We start from the raw sequence: 17,608 nt of genomic DNA, 5'->3' as shown, positions 1-17,608 counted from the left end.
GGTGTAGAAAGATGCAGCTCTTTCCCTGCCCGTTCTGCGGGCCGCGCGAAGAAAGCGAATTTCACTATGGCGGCGAGGCCGGCAATCTCAGGCCCGACGGCGGCGACGTGACGGCCGAGCGCTGGGCCGGCTATCTCCATATGCGCCACAACTCGAAGGGACCGACCCGCGAGATCTGGATGCACCTGACCTGCGGCGAGTTCTTCGCGATGACCCGTGACAGCGTCAATCACAAGGTGTCGGGTTCCTCCGTGCTCGGCGAAACGGAGCACGGCGCATGAGCGCTTCACGTCTCGCCAAGGGCGGCAGCGACATCGATCGCATCCGCCCGCTGACATTCACTTTCGACGGCAGGCGCGTCGAGGGCTTCGTCGGCGATACCATCGCCTCTGCCTTGCTGGCGAGCGGCCAGGCGGTTGTCGGCCGCAGCTTCAAATATCACCGGCCGCGCGGCATCTGGGGCTCCGGCGTGGAGGAGCCCAACGCACTGGTCGATCTGGAGAGCGCCGACGGCCGCGTGCCGAATGCGCGGGCGACGACCGTGCCGGCGACAGACGGCATCGTCGTCAGGAGCGTCAACGCGTCGCCGACGGCCCTGGCCGACCGCAACGCGGTGCTGGACCGCTTTGCCCGTTTCCTGCCCGCAGCCTTCTACTACAAGACCTTCATCTGGCCGGACTGGCACCTGTTCGAGCCGCGCATCCGCGCCATGGCCGGACTTGGTGTCGTCGATCGCGACTGGAAGCCGCGTCAGGCCTCGGACCAGATCAACCATCATTGCGACGTTCTGGTGGTCGGCGCCGGACCAGCCGGCCTCGCCGCGGCAGCCGGCGCGGCGGCGGCCGGGCACTCGGTCGTCCTGGTCGACGACAGGACGCATCCCGGTGGATCGCTGCGCCATCGCGCCGGCGAGGTCGATGGCGTCGAGGGGGCGGCGTGGGCCGAGGCAACGGTGGCCAGGCTGAAGAGCGACGGTCAGATCGTGCTCATGGAAACGACCGCCTTCGGCCTCTACGATCACAATCTGGTCGCGCTCAACCAGCGGCACCGCGACAGCCGGCCGGACACGCTGTGGCGCGTGCGGCCGCGCCGCATCGTGCTGGCGACGGGCGCGATCGAACGGCCGGTTCCATTCGCCAACAATGACCTTCCGGGCATACTCTCCGCCGATGCCGCGCTTGCCTATCTGCGCCGGCATGGCGTGCTTGTGGGTCGGCAAATCGTCGTCGCGACCAACAACGACAGCGTCTACGAGCCGGCCTCGGCGTTTGCCGCGGCCGGCGCCTCGGTGACGGTGGTCGATTGCCGGCGCGACGGCGGCGTGCAGGCGAAGACCGGTGTCCGCATCCTGGCGGGGCGCACGATCGCGGCGGCGCGCGGGCGCAGTGCCGTCCAGGGTGTCCTGCTCGACGACGGCATGACGCTTGCTGCCGACTGCGTGCTCGTCTCAGGCGGCTGGACGCCCACCGTGCACCTGTTCTCGCAGGCCAAAGGCAGGCTCGCCTGGAGCGATCCACTGACGGCTTTTGTCCCTGGAGAAGCTGTCGAAGGGATCGGCGTGGCGGGCGCCGCGGCCGGCACGGTCTCGCTTTCCGAAGCCTTGGCCGGCGGCGTGGCGGCTCTCGAAGGGTACGGCGCATCGTCGCCAGCGCCCCGCAGCACGGGAGCGGAAGCAACGCTGGGCGTTGTCAGCATGTGGCCGAAACCCAAGGCCAAGGGCCGCGTCTGGATCGACTATCAGAGCGACGTCACCGCCAAGGATGTCGAGCTCGCGGCGCGGGAGAACTTCGTCTCCGTCGAGCATCTGAAGCGCTACACGACGCTCGGCATGGCGACCGACCAGGGCAAGACGTCGAACCTGAACGGCCTGGCGCTGCTGGCCGAGGTTACCGGCCGCGCGATCCCCGAGGTTGGCACCACGACCTACCGGCCACCATTCACGCCTGTGCCGTTTGCCAGCCTGGCGGGAGCGCGCCGGGGCAGCATGCATGCCCCAATCCGCCGCCTGCCGCTGGAGGCGAACCATCGCGCGGCGGGTGGTGTCTTCCAGGAATATGGCGGCTGGCTGAGGCCTGCCTATTACGGAAGCGGCGAAGCCAGGGCCGCAATCCAGGAGGAAGCGCGGCGCGCCCGGCAATCCGCCGCGCTCTTCGACGGCTCGACGCTCGGCAAGATCGAAGTCATCGGCCCGCGCGCGGCGGAATTCGTCGACTTCATCTACTACAACACCATGTCGACCCTGAAGCCTGGCCATTGCCGCTATGGTTTCATGCTGTCGGAAAACGGCGTCGTCTTCGACGACGGCGTGCTTGTTCGCCTCGACGAGCACCGCTTCATCGTCTCCTGCTCGTCGTCGCATGTCGCCGCCGTCCATGCCCGGCTGGAAGAGTGGCGGCAGGATCGTTTCGGCCGCGATGCTGTCTATATCCACAACGCCACCGCGCAATACGCCACCTTGACCGTTTCGGGTCCGAACGCGCGCGGGTTGGTGGAAGCGCTCGATCTGGGTGCGGCGCTGGACGATGCCAGCCTGCCGCACATGGCGGTCGCCGTCGGCCGCTTTGCCGGCGACGAGGTGCGTATAACCCGGGTCTCCTTCACCGGCGACCGAAGCTACGAAATCTCCATCCGCGCCGATCGGGCCGAGGCGCTGTGGGAGCGCATGCGGCAAGAGGGACGCGCGTTCGACGCTGTTCTGCTCGGCCTCGAATCCCTGATGATCCTTCGCGCCGAGAAGGGGTACATCGTCATCGGCAAGGACACCGACGGCAACATCATGCCGCACGATCTGGGTGTGGCCGGGCCGCGTGCCAAACGTACAGGTGAATTCGTCGGCCGGCGCTCGCTTTTCACCGAAGCGGCGAACCGCTCCGATCGCAACCAACTCGTCGGTCTCGCGATCCGCAACGGCGAGGCGCCGCTGGCGACCGGCGCGTATGGCGTCGAGAAAAGCGGGGGCCGCTCGAGAAGCATAGGCTTCGTCACCTCCAGCTATCAAAGCCCGACCCTGGGGCGGCCGGTCGCCCTGGCGCTCATCGAACGCGGTGCCGCGCGCCATGGCGAAACGATCGACGTTCAACATCTCGGCGTCGTGCGCCAGGCAACCATTGTCGCGCCCTGCGCCTTCGATCCGGAAGGGAAGCGGCTTCATGCGTAACCTCGCCGAAAAATGGCCGGCTGCGCCCGACTGGGCTACTGCGGTGCTGAACAAGGACGGCCTCGGCGTGAGAACGCTCAGCGGGCTGAACCAACTCCTGGTCAGCGGCAACCTTTCGGCCTGGTCGAAGGCTTCGGGTCTCGCGGGTGAGGGCGTCGGAGCCGGCGCGGTTGCCAGTGGCGACGCCTATGTGGTGCGGATCGCGCGCGATCGCGTTCTCGCCGTCGGCGAACAGCCATTGCCCATCGCGGCCGGCTGGCACGAGGGCGGTTTCGCGGTTTCGGTCATGGATGCCGGACTGCATGTGTTTGAGATCGAGGGGCCGGGTCTGGCTGGTCTGGTCGCCAGGGCCACGACACTCGATCCTCAGCAGGCGAGCCGTTCGGCTTCGGTGCTTTTTGCCGGCGTCAATGTCTTGTTCTACCGGTTCGGCCACGCTGACCGGGCCCGGCTCCACGTCGATCGCGGCTTCGCGCCTTACCTCTGGGAATGGCTCGAACAATCATCAGGATTGTAAGGCTGCGGTTTCAGGTCTATCTAAAGCAATTCCAGGAAAGGTGTAAGCGGCTTTCCGTTCGGAATTGCGTAAAAAACAAAGAGATAGAGCGGTTCGCCGTTTCCGTGAAACGGTGAAACGCTCTAGCCGGCGGTTAAATTTTGGTCAGGCCGCGATGCTCTCCGATTCCAGTGCTGAAGACGTGGCGCGGCGATCCGGTCTGACCGGCAACACCAAGGTGACGCGCGAGGACTGGATGAAACTCGCGCTGGAGACGCTGATCTCGGAAGGCGTCGAGGCGGTGCGCGTGCTTGCGCTCGGCCAGAAGCTGAACGTCTCCCGCTCCAGCTTCTACTGGTATTTCAAGAGTCGCCAGGATCTGCTGGATCAGCTTCTCGACCATTGGCGCAACAACAACACCCGCTTCATCGTCCAGCAGGCCGGCCGGCCCGCCGCGTCGATAACGCAGGCCGTGCTCAACGTCTTCGAGTGCTGGCTGGATGAAACGCTGTTCAATCCGCGGTTGGATTTCGCCGTGCGCGCCTGGTCGCGCCAGTCCGCCGAAGTGCATCGGATCGTGGCCGAGGAGGACGATGCTCGCGTCGACGCCATCCGGGCGATGTTTTCGCGGCACGGCTACGCGGACACGGAAGCCTTCGTGCGGGCCCGCGTGCTCTACTTCACGCAGATCGGCTATTACTCGCTCGAGATCGTCGAACCGGTCAGCAACCGTCTCTTCCTGACACCGGCCTACCTGCTCACGCACACCGGCAAGGAACCCCGCGAGGGAGAGGTGGAGGCCTTCGCCGAAAAGATGTTGGCGCGAAGCCGCAACTGAGCAAGGCCGACTGATCGGCGGTGCGATGCGCCTCGTGAGCGCGGGCCAGGTTCATGCCGGCGCCATATGAACCTTCTCCCGGATGGCGCGACCATTTCGATCGAAGAAGTGAAGGCTCTCCGTCCCGGTCCGAAGTCCGACGTCGGTGCCGATTTCCAGCCCATTTCGCCCGTCGTGAACGACGAGACAGGTCTGCCCGTCCGGCAACTCGATATGAAGCAAGGTCACCGCGCCGGTATATTCCGCCAGCCTCACCTTGCCGTTCAGCGCGCCCTCCGACGGGGGAGCCAGATCGAGATGTTCCGGACGGATGCCGATGCTTTCGGCCGACTCGGGAACTTTTGCCGTTCGCGATAGCCGGCGGACGTTTTCGACCGGCAGGATGTTCATCTTCGGGCTGCCGATGAACTGGGCCACGAACATGTTGTCCGGTCTGTCGTAAAGCGCGCGCGGCGACCCGACCTGCTCGATCAGCCCGTCGCGCAGCACGACAATCTTGTCGGCAAGCGTCATCGCCTCGACCTGGTCGTGGGTGACGTAGATCATCGTCGTCGACAGGCGGTTGTGCAGGGCCGCGATCTCGGATCGCATATGGACGCGGAGTTCGGCATCGAGGTTGGACAGCGGTTCGTCGAAAAGAAAGACGTTCGGGTTGCCGACGATTGCGCGGCCGATCGCCACGCGCTGGCGCTGGCCGCCCGAAAGCTCGCGTGGATAACGCTCGAGCAAGGCTTCCAGCTTCAGCGTGGCTGCCGCTTCCTCGACGCGGCGGCGGCGCTCCGGCGCCGGCACTTTCCGCACCTTCAGCCCGAAGCCCATGTTCTCGCGGACGGTGAGATGCGGATAGAGCGCATAGGACTGGAACACCATTGCCACGCCTCGCTGAGAGGCCTGCACTTCGTTCATCTGGCGGTCACCGATATGGAGCTCGCCGTCGCTGATGTGCTCCAGGCCGGAGATAAGACGCAGCAGGGTGGATTTTCCGCACCCGGACGGACCGACGAAGACGACGAATTCTCCGTCGTCGACTTCGAGGTCGACGCCGCGGATCACTTCCGTGCCGCCGAAGCGCTTTTTGATGTTTTTGAGCCGGAGCTTCGTCATGGCGCTGCTTTCTATCCCTTGACGCCCGAGAGCGCGAAACTCTCCATGATCTGGCGCTGTGCGATGAGGTAGATGACCAGAATGGGCACGACGGCAAGGCTCGTCGCCGCAAGCTGCAGGTTCCAGAGCGGCAGGCCGTAGCTGTCGTTGAAGTTGGTCAGCGCCAGCGGCAGGGTGAATTTCTCCAGCGAGCTGAGGAAGATCAGCGGCTCGAGGAACAGGTTCCACGAGTGGAGGAACGTGATGATGGCGACCGCGGCCAAGGCGGGGCGCGACATCGGGATGGCGATCTTCCACCAAACGCCGAAGCGCGACAGGCCGTCCATCTTGCCGGCATCCTCGAGTTCCTTCGGCAGCGCCAGGAAGAACTGGCGCATCAGGAAGGTCGCCATGACGCCCTGAGGCCCGAAGGTCGGAAGCAGGATCAGCGGCCAGTGGGTGTCCACCAGTCCCGCCCAGCGGACCATGAAGAAGTTGGGGATGATCGTGACTTCCTCCGGCACCATGAGCGCCGTGACGAGCAGCAGCATCAGCAGGCCGGCGCCGGCGAAACGAATGCGCGCCAGGGCGTATCCGGCGAGCGATGCGATGAAGAGGGTCAGGACCGTGACCGCGCCGGCGATGTAGAGCGAGTTGAAATACTGCCTTGCGAACGGCTGGTAGGTGAAGACCTCCGCAAAATTCTCGAAGCGCCACACGCGCGGAATGAGCGTCGGAGAACCGAAGATTTCGGTCGTGCTCTTGAACCCGCCCGAGATCATCCACAGGAACGGGAAGACGAAGGGGACGGCAAGGATCAGCAACGCCAGCGTCCAGCAGAGGCGGTAGGTGATCTGGATCTGCCGCCGGCTCATTCCGCTCCCCTCTGGCGAATCATGACCTGCACGAGGGTGAGGATCATGACGATGACGAACATGATCAGCGCCAGCGCCGACGCATAGCCGACATTGAAGAACTTGAAAGCCTGCTGGTAGATGTAGAAGGCGAGCACGAGCGTTCCGTTCTCGGGACCGCCGCCGGTCATCTGGTAGATGTGGTCGAACACCTTGAATGACCCGATCGTCGTCAGCACCATGATGATCAGGGTCGTCGGCGCCAGCATCGGCCAGGTGATCATGCGAAAGATCTGCCAGCGCGACGCGCCCTCCAGCAGTGCAGCCTCCTCGTAGTCGCGGGGAATGGATTGCAGCGCGGCGATGTAGATGATCATGTTCAACCCAACCATCTTGATGACGCGCGTCACGATCACGGCGGCCATCGCCCAGCTGGGCTGCCGAAGCCAGTTGGGACCGTCGATGCCGATCCAGGAGAGCATCTGGTTGACGGCTCCGCCTTCGCCCTGAAGCATGAATTTCCACACGATCGCCCAGGCGATCGCGGACGTGACGACTGGCGCGAAGAAGATCGTGCGGAAGAAGACGACGCCAAGGAACGGCCTGGAAAGGGCGAGCGCGAGCAGCAACGCCAGGGCCATGTTCAGAGGCACCAGGCCGATGGCGAAAATCACCGAATTGCGGACCACCAGCCAGAAATCGGGATTTTCCAGCAGCGCGTTTTCGAAGTTGCGCAGTCCGACGAACGTCGCCTGCTGGGTGAGCAGGTTCCATTCGGTCATCGAATAGTAGACCACCGCGAGCAACGGCCCCAGGAAGAACACCAGAAAGCCGATCAGGGTCGGGCTGACGAACAGCCAGCCCTCCATCATCTCCCGGTATTTCAACGTCAGCCACGGCGCGCGCCGGGCGTGCGGCGCGGCCGTTCGCCATTCGATGCCAGCCACCCGCGTTCTCCGTCACAGGAACGGCTGGATGGCGGCGCAAACGCCTTTCAGCGCCTGTCCGACATCGGCGTCGGCTTTCCACAGCGCATCGACGCGCGGCGCCATCGCCGCCTGGATCTGCGGCATCTTCTCATGCGCGGGATGGACGCGCCCATGCTGGATCGCGGCGGCGACATTCTTCATCTGCTCGGCCGGAATGAGCTTGTTGGAGTTGACGAACGCGTCGCTGTCCAACGCGCTTTTGCGCGCCGGCGGAAAGAACTGCGCCATCGTCGCGACATTCTCCTTGTTGGTCATATAGGCAACGAGCTGCGCCGACAGATCCTTGTTCTTTCCGGCATCGAACACCACGAGCGCCGCCTGGCCGATAACCGGGGCCTCGCCGGCCGGACCCGACGGCAAGGGGGCGATCCCCCATTTGAAGCCCGCCTCCGGCATCTTCGACGCGCGCGAGATCTGGTTCACCGTCATCGCCGAATTGCCGGAGAAGTAGTCGCCCTGCTCGCCGGGCGGGACGATGGACTTGTCCTTGAAGACCATGTCGTGCAACTGCTGCACCGCGGCGACCGCCTTGGGCTTGTCGAAGCCGCATTGTCCGTCGCTCCAGAATTCGCCGCCATAGGCGCGGATCGACGGAAGCAGGGCATGCGTCATGCGCGAAGCGTAGCCTTCGCCGTCCTTGAACTCGAAGCCCCACTTACCGGGATTGGCTTCAGCCAGCTTCTTGGCGACTTCCTGGAATTTCTGCATGTTCCATTCGCCTTTGGCGGCAAGCTGCAGCGGGTCTTCGATACCCGCTTTGTCGAACATGTCCTTGTTGAAATAGATCATGAATGGCGACGTCGAGAAGGGGACGCCGTAGACGGTCTCGCCCTTTTGCCAAAGCGCCATTGCCGGCTGCGAGAAGTCGCCGAAATCATAGCCTTCGGTCGCCTTGAGCGTCGGTCCGATATCCATGAGCAGGCCGGCGCTCTCGAAGGCCGGGGCCGCATCCTCCATCATCCAGGCGACGTCGGGCGCGTTGCCGCCGGCGACCTGGAACGTCAGTTTTTGCGTGTAGTCGGCGACGGGCACGGTCTCGAACTTGACGCTGACGCCGGGATGCTTGGCCTTGAAGCCGTCGGCGATCCCGTCGAGCATCTTCAGTTGCGCCGCGTTTCCCGTCCAGACGGTGACGCGGAGTTCCTGCGCGAGGGCCGGTGCGGACATTGCCCACAGGGCGAAGGCCGACGCCGCGATTTGGATTGAAAGTCTCATTGTTTCCTCCCGTGATTCAACGTTCGAACCTAAGAGCTGTTGCGCCCGCCGGGAGACGCATTCGCGATCAAACGGAAAGCGCGGCCCAAGGTCATGCCGATGCCTCCGGCAAGGCGCCCGGCGCATCGCCGATGGTCCAGCCGCCGTCGACCGGAATGTCGGCGCCGGTGATGTAGCCCGCGGCATCGCTGCAAAGGAAAACGAAGGCACCGACCAGGTCGTCGGGCAGGCCGTGCCGGCCGGCGGGAATCTTCGCCGCCACAGCCTTCCGGAAGGCGGCGTCGCTATATCGCTGGGCGGTCGCTTCGGTTTCGATCGCTCCCGGCGACACCACGTTCATCGTCACGCCGTGGCGGGCGACATCGCGCGCGATCGCGCGCACGGCCGTCAGCTGGGCCGCCTTGAGCGAGGCGTATACGGCTGTCTCCGCCCGTGGCCGGCAGGCCATGACGCTGCCGGTGGCCACGACACGGCCCCAGCCGCGTCCGCTCATCAAGGGCACCAGCCTGCCGGCGAGCGTCAGCAGGGCGGTGAAGTTCGCGGCCGCGTGGGCTTCGACATGCGCCGGCGTTATGTCTTCCCAGCCGAGGCGCCGTTCGATTGCCGCGTTCGAGATCAGGATGTCGATGGGGCCATGGCGCGCAACGACCTCGTCGGCAAACGCCGATGTGGCGCGCGTGTCGGTGAAATCGGCTTCCATCACCGAGATCGCGCCGCCGATTTCCTCCGCCACCGCCCGAGCTCTCGCGGCCTCGCCGCAATGATGCACGATGACACCTGCGCCATGGCGCGCCAGGGCGAGCGCCACCGCACGGCCTATACCCGAACTGGCGCCGGTCACCAGCGCGCGTCTGCCTTGAAGCGAGAGCAGGTCGCTGGTCACTGCTCCCGCTCCTCCAGCCTGTCTGCGACTTCGAGCGAGGCGATGTCGGCGGCGTCGAAATGGGCCAGCATGCAGCGCTCGGCCAGCGCCGCGTCGCCGACCTTTATCGCTTCGTAGATCGCCTCGTGCCGGGCGATGGTTGCCCGCCAGTCGTCGTCGGTGCGGTTGGCGCGGCGCGAAAACAGTTCCGAGACCCCGCGCTGCACCGAGCGCAATCCTTCCATCTGGATGCGGATCATGGAGTTGTCCGTGGCCATTGCCATGCCGAGATGGAAGAGGATGTCGGCCTCGGTAAATCCTTCCGGCTCGCGCAACGAAGTCCGCATGTCGGCAAGCGCCTGCCGCATGGCCTCCAGCCCGGCTGGCGCCCGGCGCTCCGCGGCCAGCCTGGCGATTCCGGTCTCGATCACCCGCCGCATCTCGTTGGCTTCCCGGAGCCGTTTGAGGCTGGAGCGGACGGCATAGGCGTAGATCCGGTCCATCGGCTCGCCGTTGAGGGCCTTTGCCCGCGCGACCTTGCCCTGCTGCGTGAAGACCAGTCCGGCCGCCGTGAGCTGGCGCAGGGCTTCGCGCGCGATCGGCTTGGACACCCCGAACTCCCGCGCGATCTCACCTTCCGCCGGCAGTGGCTCTCCCGGCGCGATGCGCCCGTCGAACAGGGCAGCGGCGATGGCATCGGAGACGCCGTCGGCCAGTCGCGACGGGCTGAGGCGCTTTCCGGCGAAGAAGGGCTTTCGATCGGGTTCGGGGCTCATGTCGGATCCTTTTCGGCGCAACTAGCATATCCTCCGCAAACATAGCAACTAAGTTTTTGGGTTGCTAAGTTTTTAGGTGACCGGTAAAAGAGCGTCGGCTCGGCATCGAGCCCGGACGCGAGCAGAGACGAACAGATGGCCGACGGATTGGAACACGGAGCCGTGGTGCGCATAACGGATGTCATCGCCCATCCGCTTAGCCAGACACTGCCGAAGCCGACGGTTACCTCCTGGGGCGCCTACAAGGAGGTCTCGATCGTGCTCGTCGAGGTGCGTACCGATGCCGGCATCACAGGCGTCGGCGAAACGCTGGCGCGCTTCTCGCCCAAGGCCTATGCCGAACTGATCGAGACGTCTCTCAAGCCCCGCCTGATCGGCCGGGATGCGCGCGATATCGGCGCCTTGTGGCAGTCCATGCGCCGCGCCCTGTCGGGCCGCGCCGGTGGCATGCTCATTGAAGCCATTTCAGGGGTCGATATCGCGCTCTGGGACATCCTGGGAAAGATCGCGGGCCAGCCCGTGGCGAAACTGCTCGGCGGTGCCGGCCGCGACAGGATCGATGTTTACGCGGCCGCGGTGAATTGGGTCGACGACGAGCAGGCGGATGCCGAGCTCGAGCGCTATGTCGGCGAGGGATTTCCGCGCATCAAGGTCAAGATCGCCCGGCCTGTGCGCGATGCCTGCCGGCGTATCGAGCAACTGCGCAAGCGCGCGGGCGACCGGGTCGAGCTCTGCGTCGACGCCAACTGGGCCTACAACCTCGACGAGGCGGTCGAGGTCGGCCGCGCGCTCTCGGCCAACGGCTACTTCTGGTTCGAGGAGCCGCTCGCGCCGGAGAACGAGCAAGGCTATGAGGAGCTGCGCAAGCGCTGCGATGTCCCGCTCGCGGCCGGCGAAAGCAACTTCACGCTCGATCAGGCGCAGCGGCTGATCGCCGGCCGCACGCTTTCCGTGCTCCAGCCCGACGTGGCGCGCGCCGGCGGCATAACCGAGACGCGGCGGATGGCCGACTATGCGGCGGCGCACGACATTCGCTACGCGCCGCATATCGGCATGTCCGGCATCGTCTGCGAGACCGCCAGCGTCCACCTGGCGGCGGCCATGCCGAATTTCGGCGTCATGGAATGCGAGTGCGATCGAAGCCCGTTCAAGACGATCCTGGCCGATATGGAGCCCGGCTGCGTCCGCCAGAAGAACGGCACGCTCGACGTTCCGACCAGACCCGGGCTCGGCATCGAGATCGACTGGAAAGCCGTGGAAAAGCTCCGCGCCGCATGAGGTCCGCCAAAAACATGACGACATCGAACCCGTTTCCGTCCGCCGAGACGACCGAAGCCATGCGCCGTGCCCTGTTGCGCGCCGATCCCGCGCTCAGCCGCTTCGATCCGCTGCCGCGCATCCTTTCCTTCGACGACTTTTCGCGCGGCCATTGCGGCTGGTCGCAGCTTGTGGGCAACTACGAGGACGATCTCGACACGATGCTGCCCGGCTATGCGCAGCATTCCAGCGCCATGCTCTCCACGCTCGCACACTGGGACGCGGGCTCGCACGGCGGCATGTCTTCCTCCTACGCCCTGAAGATCGCCACGCGCCCCAGGCCAGGGGCGCGCAACGTTGCCATCAAGCGCCATACCTTCCGTCATCGCGGGCCAATCCGCTTCGAGCTCTATTTCACCTTCAAACCGGAAGCGACGGATCTGAAATTGTCGGAAACCGACGTGCGCTCGATCGGCTTCCTGTTCGACCTGCAGGGCGGCGACCACGATGCCGACGACGATCGGGTCATGCCGCATCTGCGCTTCCTCAATGCGCTCGACGGCAAGCATGTGCAGAAATGGCAGTACAAGCGCGAGACCACCGGGTTCAGGCCGATCGGCGCCGACAACAAGACGGTCAGCCACGATCACCTTGCGCCCGAAGGCTGGCTCGACCTGCCGGATGGAGAGCAGCGCCTCTGCTACAACGAGATCCCGACCAAGGTGAACTGGACCTATCTCTGTTTCGATTTCGACCTCGCCTCGATGAAAGCGCTGGCGCTGCGCTGCAACGACCGAACCTTCGACCTGTCGGGCTTCGATTCGATCCGCATCCCGGCAATGAAGAACCTTTGGTGCATGCTGAATTTCGGTCTCTTCGCCGAGACGGATGTCGCCAAGCGCGCCTTTCTCTACGTCGATTCCGTCTGCATTTCGGGGGAATTCTGATGCTGCCGGAGAACACGACAGCGGTTATCGCTCGCAACGAGCGCTGGAGCGACGATGCCGCCAGCGAGCCCTATGAGGCCGGCTGGGCGCGTGAGGCCGTGTTCTTCGTGCGCGCATTGAAGCCTCCGGTCGGCCCGTCGCCAACGGCACGGGTGGAGATCTCGCCCGACGGTATGCGCTGGGTGCGTGAGGGAACCGAATTCACGATGCCCTCCGAAACCGACGGCATCGCCGTGGCGCGAGTCACCATGTTCGGCAACTGGCTTCGCGTCACGGCCCACTTCGAGGATGGGGCCGAATCGACCGTCCTGGTCACTCTTCACCTGAAGGCCTGAGCCGATTTGCCCACACCCTCGCTCGTCCGGCCACTTTGCTCACCTATTTCATTTATCCGGGAGCCCCCAAATGACCGACCCCTATTCGGCATTCGCCAACGACAGCTTTGATGGCAGGACGGTTCTGGTCACCGGCGCGGCCAGCGGCATGGGCCTCGAAACGGCACGCGCCTTTCTGTCCAAAGGCGCCGAGGTCGTCATGTGCGACCGTGACGAGCAGGGCCTTGCGCGCCACGGCGCCGGCTTGAAGGCTGCCGGCGGGAAGGTGCATACGGTCGCCGTCGACGTCAGCGATCACGGCAGCATCAGGCGTGCGTTCGATTATTGCGACAGCAATCTCGCGCGCCTGGACAATGTGGTCACCTGTGCCGCCATCATCACGGCCAAGCGCATCTTCGATCAGGATTGGGCGCATTGGCAGCGCGTCCTGTCGGTCAATTTGCTCGGCACCTTCTTCACCGTCCAGGCCGCGGCGGAACGCATGATCGGCAATCCCTCCGGCGGGAACATCGTCTGCGTCGCCTCGGATGCCGGCGTTCACGGCGGCGGCGGCCTGATCGCCGATACGGCTTACGCTGCCTCGAAGGCCGGCACGCTCTCGCTGGTCAAATCGGTCGCGCGTGAGCTGGCGGGCAAGGGGGTCCGGATCAACGCGCTCAATCCGGGACCGACCGATTCGCCCATGCATGCGCATATAGACCAGGGTCTCAAGGACCGCATCGCCGCCAACCTGCCGCTGCGCCGCATGGGCCGTCCGCAAGACATGGCGGCCGCAATCCTGTTCCTCTGCTCCGACGCGGCCAGCTTCGTCTATGGATCGGCGCTCGATGCCGACGGTGGTTCGATGTTCCGCTGACCGCGCTCGGCATTGCTAGCCGCCGCAGGAGCTTGCTGGTGCAAGCGACGGCCGTTTGAGCAATTCCAGGAAAAGTGTGAGCGGTTTTCCGCCCGGAATTGCGTAAAAACGAAGAGTTAGAGCGGTTCGGCGTTTCCGTGAAACGGTGAACCGCTCTAGTCCGGAAACAGGAAAGCAGCCGCGGGATCGAAGGAAATCCGAGAGCTCGATAGGGCGCCAGGCGACTCCGCCGCATCAGGTCTCACGTCAAGCTCTTGGCCGGATGCTGTGCGCGCCACGACGCGCCGGCGGTCGCCAAAGAAGGCCGCGTCCACGATCTCCACCGCAAGTGACGCGTTTCCCGGTACAGGCGTCAGGCGGAAGGCTTCCGGCCGCACCGTCAGCCTGGCCTTCTGGCCGCGGTCGAGCTTATGGGTTGCCTTAACGCCCTTGACGATCGAGCCGTCGGCGAGCCGCACCACGGCTGCGCCGTTTTCGGTTTCCAGATGCTCGACGGCCAAGAAATTGGAGTTGCCGATGAAGCCGGCGACGAACTCGTTCGCGGGCCTCAGATAGAGGTCCTCGCCGGTGCCGATCTGCGCGATGCGTCCGCTCCTGATCGCCGAAATGAACGCGATCATGAATGCGATCAGGGCGCGCAAGCCGGAGGAAGCGGAGGCGGCGGCGCGCCGGCACGTCGAATCCGCCTGGAGGATCGCCCGCAACAAACTGCGCCTCGATCCTCTCTGAGCATCCGCAGCGACCAAAAAGGCGGTTGGCCCCGCCAGCCCAGGTTCGCTTCAGTCATCGAGATCGCAAGCGTTGCGGAGCGCCCGGGGTGGTTCAATCGTCCTGCATTCGCGCGTAGTGCGGATCATGATCACCAGCCGGGAAGACCGGCACTGACAGCTTTCCTTGCAATTTGTAAGCCGGCCTGCCAGCGGCATGTGGCGGCCCATGCCGATGACATTCGGTCGTGCAGCCACATACAGTTGTATTCATTAAATTTTTCTGCTTTGGCATCGGACTTGCTTCGTTCCTTTCATGGCGGCGGCGCCGGAGAATGCCGCTGCCCGTGGAGGAGCACCGATGCAAGAGACCTTCTATGAAGTCATGCGGCGGCAGGGGATTACCCGCCGAAGCTTCCTGAAATTCTGCAGCCTGACGGCGGCGTCGCTTGGCCTTGGCCCGGCCTTCGCGCCGAAGATCGCCTATGCGATGGAATCGAAGCCGCGCATTCCGGTGCTCTGGCTGCACGGGCTCGAATGCACCTGCTGCTCGGAAAGCTTCATCCGCTCGGCTCATCCGCTCGCCAAGGATGTCGTGCTCTCGATGCTGTCGCTCGACTACGACGATACGATCATGGCGGCGGCCGGCCACCAGGCCGAGGCGATCGTCACCGAGACGGTCGAACAGTACAAGGGCAACTATATTCTCGCCGTCGAAGGCAATCCGCCCCTCAACGAGGACGGCATGTTCTGCATCATCGGCGGCAAGCCCTTCGTCGATCAGCTCAAATATGCCGCCCAGAACGCCAAGGCCATCATATCCTGGGGGTCCTGCGCGTCATGGGGCTGCGTGCAGGCCGCGCGGCCGAACCCGACGCGCGCGACGCCCGTCCACAAGGTTCCCGGCCTTCCCGACAAACCGATCATCAAGGTGCCCGGCTGCCCGCCCATCGCCGAGGTGATGACCGCGGTCATCACCTACATCCTCACCTTCGAGCGCTTCCCCGAACTCGACCGGCAGGGCCGGCCGAAAATGTTCTACAGCCAGCGCATCCACGACAAATGCTACCGGCGGCCGCATTTCGACGCCGGCCAGTTCGTCGAGGCCTTCGACGACGAGGGCGCGCGCAAGGGCTACTGCCTCTACAAGATGGGCTGCAAGGGCCCGACCACCTACAATGCCTGCTCCACCGTGCGCTGGAACGGCGGCCTCTCCTTCCCGATCCAGGCCGGCCACCCCTGCATCGGCTGCTCGGAAGACGGTTTCTGGGACAAGGGCGATTTCTACAGTCGCCTCACCAACATCAACGGCTTCGGCGTCGAGGCCAACGCCGACAGGATCGGGGCGACGGCCGCGACGGTGGTCGGCGCCGCGGCGGCCGCGCATGCGGCGGCGAGCGTCGTCAAGCGGATGCGCGAAAAGGGAGGACAAAGCTGATGGGCATCCAGACACCGAACGGGTTCAATCTCGACACCTCGGGGCAGCGCGTCGTCGTCGATCCGGTGACCCGCATCGAAGGCCACATGCGCTGCGAGGTCAACGTCGACCAGAACAACGTCATCCGCAACGCGGTTTCGACCGGAACCATGTGGCGCGGGCTCGAAGTCATCCTCAAGGGGCGGGACCCGCGCGATGCCTGGGCCTTTACCCAGCGCATCTGCGGCGTATGTACCGGAACGCATGCGCTCACCTCGGTGCGCGCGGTCGAGGATGCGCTCGGCATCACGATCCCCGAAAACGCCAACTCGATCCGCAACATCATGCAGCTTTCGCTGCAGGTGCATGATCACCTCGTGCATTTCTATCACCTGCACGCGCTCGACTGGGTGAACCCCGTCAACGCGCTCAAGGCCGATCCCAAGGCGACGTCGGAGCTGCAGCAGACGGTTTCGCCGAGCCATCCGATGTCGTCGCCCGGCTATTTCCGCGACGTCCAGAACCGGCTGAAGAAATTCGTCGAAAGCGGCCAGCTCGGCCCGTTCAAGAACGGCTACTGGACCAACCCCGCCTACCTGCTGCCACCCGAGGCCGACCTGATGGCGGTCACGCACTATCTCGAAGCGCTCGACTTTCAGAAGGAGATCATGACGACGCGGACGATCTTCGGCGGCAAGGACATCCATCCGAACTGGCTGGTCGGCGGCGTGCCATGCGCGATCAACATCGACGGGGAACTCGCCGCCGGCGCGCCGATCAACATGGAGCGGCTGAACTATGTTCGCAGCGTCATCGACCGCTCGATCGAGTTCGTCGAAAATGTCTACATCCCCGACATCATCGCCATCGGCGGCTTCTACAAGGGCTGGCTCTACGGCGGAGGGCTGTCGGGCAAGAGCGTGCTTGCCTATGGCGACATCCCCGAAAAGGCGAACGACTATTCGGCCGCCAATCTCCTGATGCCGCAGGGCGCGATCATCAACGGCAATCTCAAGGAGGTGCTGCCGGTCGACGTGCGCGATCCCGAGCAGGTCCAGGAATTCGTGCCGCATTCCTGGTACAAATATCCGGACGAGGCCAAGGGCCTTCACCCCTGGGACGGGGTCACCGAGGCGCATTACGAACTCGGGCCGAACGCCAAGGGCACGCGCACCAACATCGTCGAGATCGACGAGAGCGCGAAATATTCCTGGATCAAGGCGCCGCGCTGGCGAGGCAATGCCATGGAGGTCGGGCCGCTCGCCCGCTACGTCGTCGGCTATGCGCAGGGCCGCGAGGACATCAAGGAGCAGGTCGATTCGACGCTGCGGGCGCTCAACGTCCCCCTCGAGGCGCTGTTCTCGACGCTCGGCCGCACCGCGGCGCGCGCGCTCGAAGCGCAATGGGCCGCGCGCAAGCAGGCCTATTTCCTCGACAAGCTGGTCGCCAACATCAAGGCGGGCGACAGCGCGACGGCGAGCACCGACAAATGGGATCCGAAGACCTGGCCCTCGGAGGTCAAGGGTGTCGGCTTCACCGAGGCGCCCCGCGGGGCGCTCGGCCATTGGGTGCGCATCAAGGACGGCCGCATCGAGAACTACCAGTGCGTCGTGCCGACCACCTGGAACGGCTCGCCGCGCGATCATCAAGGCAACATAGGCGCGTTCGAGGCCTCGCTCATGGATACGAAGGTGGAGCGGCCGGAGGAGCCGGTCGAGATCCTCAGAACGATCCACAGCTTCGACCCCTGCCTGGCCTGCTCGACCCATGTCATGGGTCCGCACGGCCAGGAATTGGCCAACGTCAAGGTGCGCTAGGG

Annotated in this window: 17 protein-coding genes and 1 pseudogene; 11 read left to right on the top strand and 7 right to left on the bottom strand. The window is 64.7% G+C overall.

Going from position 1 to position 17,608, the window contains the following annotated elements; genetic code table 11:
* Window positions 1-11: 11 nt before the first annotated feature.
* From QAZ47_RS31530 to QAZ47_RS31515, 4 genes are all read left to right on the top strand, one after another.
* Window positions 12-281 carry a sarcosine oxidase subunit delta gene (locus tag QAZ47_RS31530; protein WP_278231987.1) on the top strand — a complete coding sequence of 90 codons (270 nt, stop codon included), beginning with the start codon at window positions 12-14 and terminating at the stop codon, window positions 279-281.
* A complete protein-coding gene (locus QAZ47_RS31525) occupies window positions 278-3,157 on the top strand; it encodes a sarcosine oxidase subunit alpha family protein (RefSeq protein ID WP_278231986.1) in 2,880 nt (959 codons plus the stop codon). The genes QAZ47_RS31530 and QAZ47_RS31525 overlap by 4 nt, the downstream gene beginning before the upstream one ends.
* The gene (locus QAZ47_RS31520) at window positions 3,150-3,674 is read left to right on the top strand and encodes a hypothetical protein (protein WP_278231985.1); all 525 of its coding nucleotides are present in this window, start codon (window positions 3,150-3,152) and stop codon (window positions 3,672-3,674) included. Before QAZ47_RS31525 ends, QAZ47_RS31520 begins: the two co-directional genes overlap by 8 nt.
* Window positions 3,675-3,828: 154 nt before the next feature.
* Window positions 3,829-4,491 carry a TetR/AcrR family transcriptional regulator gene (locus tag QAZ47_RS31515; protein ID WP_278233921.1) on the top strand — a complete coding sequence of 221 codons (663 nt, stop codon included), beginning with the start codon at window positions 3,829-3,831 and terminating at the stop codon, window positions 4,489-4,491.
* A gap of 51 nt (window positions 4,492-4,542) precedes the next feature.
* Here the strand turns inward: QAZ47_RS31515 and QAZ47_RS31510 are convergent, their stop codons facing one another.
* From QAZ47_RS31510 to QAZ47_RS31485, 6 genes are all read right to left on the bottom strand, one after another.
* A complete protein-coding gene (locus tag QAZ47_RS31510; protein WP_278231984.1) occupies window positions 4,543-5,595 on the bottom strand; it encodes an ABC transporter ATP-binding protein in 1,053 nt (350 codons plus the stop codon).
* An 11-nt stretch (window positions 5,596-5,606) separates the two neighbouring features.
* Window positions 5,607-6,449, bottom strand: a complete 843-nt coding sequence (locus QAZ47_RS31505) for a carbohydrate ABC transporter permease (protein ID WP_278231983.1) — start codon at window positions 6,447-6,449, stop codon at window positions 5,607-5,609.
* The gene (locus QAZ47_RS31500) at window positions 6,446-7,300 is read right to left on the bottom strand and encodes a sugar ABC transporter permease (RefSeq protein WP_347567211.1); all 855 of its coding nucleotides are present in this window, start codon (window positions 7,298-7,300) and stop codon (window positions 6,446-6,448) included. Before QAZ47_RS31500 ends, QAZ47_RS31505 begins: the two co-directional genes overlap by 4 nt.
* Before the next feature lie 87 nt (window positions 7,301-7,387).
* On the bottom strand, window positions 7,388-8,632 hold the full coding sequence (locus QAZ47_RS31495; RefSeq protein WP_278231981.1) for a sugar ABC transporter substrate-binding protein: 1,245 nt from the start codon (window positions 8,630-8,632) through the stop codon (window positions 7,388-7,390).
* Between the two features lie 91 nt (window positions 8,633-8,723).
* Window positions 8,724-9,515: an SDR family oxidoreductase gene (locus QAZ47_RS31490; RefSeq protein WP_278231980.1), complete on the bottom strand. Its 792-nt coding sequence runs from the start codon at window positions 9,513-9,515 to the stop codon at window positions 8,724-8,726.
* Window positions 9,512-10,270, bottom strand: a complete 759-nt coding sequence (locus tag QAZ47_RS31485) for a FadR/GntR family transcriptional regulator (protein ID WP_278204809.1) — start codon at window positions 10,268-10,270, stop codon at window positions 9,512-9,514. Before QAZ47_RS31485 ends, QAZ47_RS31490 begins: the two co-directional genes overlap by 4 nt.
* A gap of 135 nt (window positions 10,271-10,405) precedes the next feature.
* Between QAZ47_RS31485 and QAZ47_RS31480 the strand changes: the two genes are divergently transcribed.
* From QAZ47_RS31480 to QAZ47_RS31465, 4 genes are all read left to right on the top strand, one after another.
* On the top strand, window positions 10,406-11,548 hold the full coding sequence (locus QAZ47_RS31480; RefSeq protein ID WP_278231979.1) for a mandelate racemase/muconate lactonizing enzyme family protein: 1,143 nt from the start codon (window positions 10,406-10,408) through the stop codon (window positions 11,546-11,548).
* 59 nt (window positions 11,549-11,607) lie between these two features.
* Window positions 11,608-12,474 carry a DUF6772 family protein gene (locus tag QAZ47_RS31475; protein ID WP_278233920.1) on the top strand — a complete coding sequence of 289 codons (867 nt, stop codon included), beginning with the start codon at window positions 11,608-11,610 and terminating at the stop codon, window positions 12,472-12,474.
* Complete coding sequence (locus QAZ47_RS31470) at window positions 12,474-12,809, top strand: hypothetical protein (protein ID WP_278231978.1); 336 nt, start codon at window positions 12,474-12,476, stop codon at window positions 12,807-12,809. Before QAZ47_RS31475 ends, QAZ47_RS31470 begins: the two co-directional genes overlap by 1 nt.
* A gap of 148 nt (window positions 12,810-12,957) precedes the next feature.
* A complete protein-coding gene (locus tag QAZ47_RS31465; RefSeq protein ID WP_278233919.1) occupies window positions 12,958-13,665 on the top strand; it encodes an SDR family oxidoreductase in 708 nt (235 codons plus the stop codon).
* Between the two features lie 155 nt (window positions 13,666-13,820).
* Here the strand turns inward: QAZ47_RS31465 and QAZ47_RS31460 are convergent, their stop codons facing one another.
* Window positions 13,821-14,285 carry a TOBE domain-containing protein gene (locus tag QAZ47_RS31460; protein ID WP_278231977.1) on the bottom strand — a complete coding sequence of 155 codons (465 nt, stop codon included), beginning with the start codon at window positions 14,283-14,285 and terminating at the stop codon, window positions 13,821-13,823.
* On the opposite strand from QAZ47_RS31460, the pseudogene QAZ47_RS31455 reads away from it, so the two are divergent.
* From QAZ47_RS31455 to QAZ47_RS31445, 3 genes and pseudogenes are all read left to right on the top strand, one after another.
* Window positions 14,263-14,394 (top strand): annotated as a pseudogene (locus QAZ47_RS31455) (GntR family transcriptional regulator); the annotation flags it as partial. The gene QAZ47_RS31460 and the pseudogene QAZ47_RS31455 overlap by 23 nt on opposite strands.
* Before the next feature lie 339 nt (window positions 14,395-14,733).
* Window positions 14,734-15,810 carry a hydrogenase small subunit gene (locus QAZ47_RS31450; RefSeq protein ID WP_278075550.1) on the top strand — a complete coding sequence of 359 codons (1,077 nt, stop codon included), beginning with the start codon at window positions 14,734-14,736 and terminating at the stop codon, window positions 15,808-15,810.
* Window positions 15,810-17,606, top strand: a complete 1,797-nt coding sequence (locus tag QAZ47_RS31445) for a nickel-dependent hydrogenase large subunit (protein WP_278204806.1) — start codon at window positions 15,810-15,812, stop codon at window positions 17,604-17,606. Before QAZ47_RS31450 ends, QAZ47_RS31445 begins: the two co-directional genes overlap by 1 nt.
* The last annotated feature ends 2 nt before the right edge of the window (window positions 17,607-17,608 follow it).

This window comes from Mesorhizobium sp. WSM4904 (genome assembly GCF_029674545.1).
In the GTDB taxonomy this organism is placed as follows: domain Bacteria; phylum Pseudomonadota; class Alphaproteobacteria; order Rhizobiales; family Rhizobiaceae; genus Mesorhizobium.
This window is presented reverse-complemented; position numbering and strand designations above follow the sequence as displayed.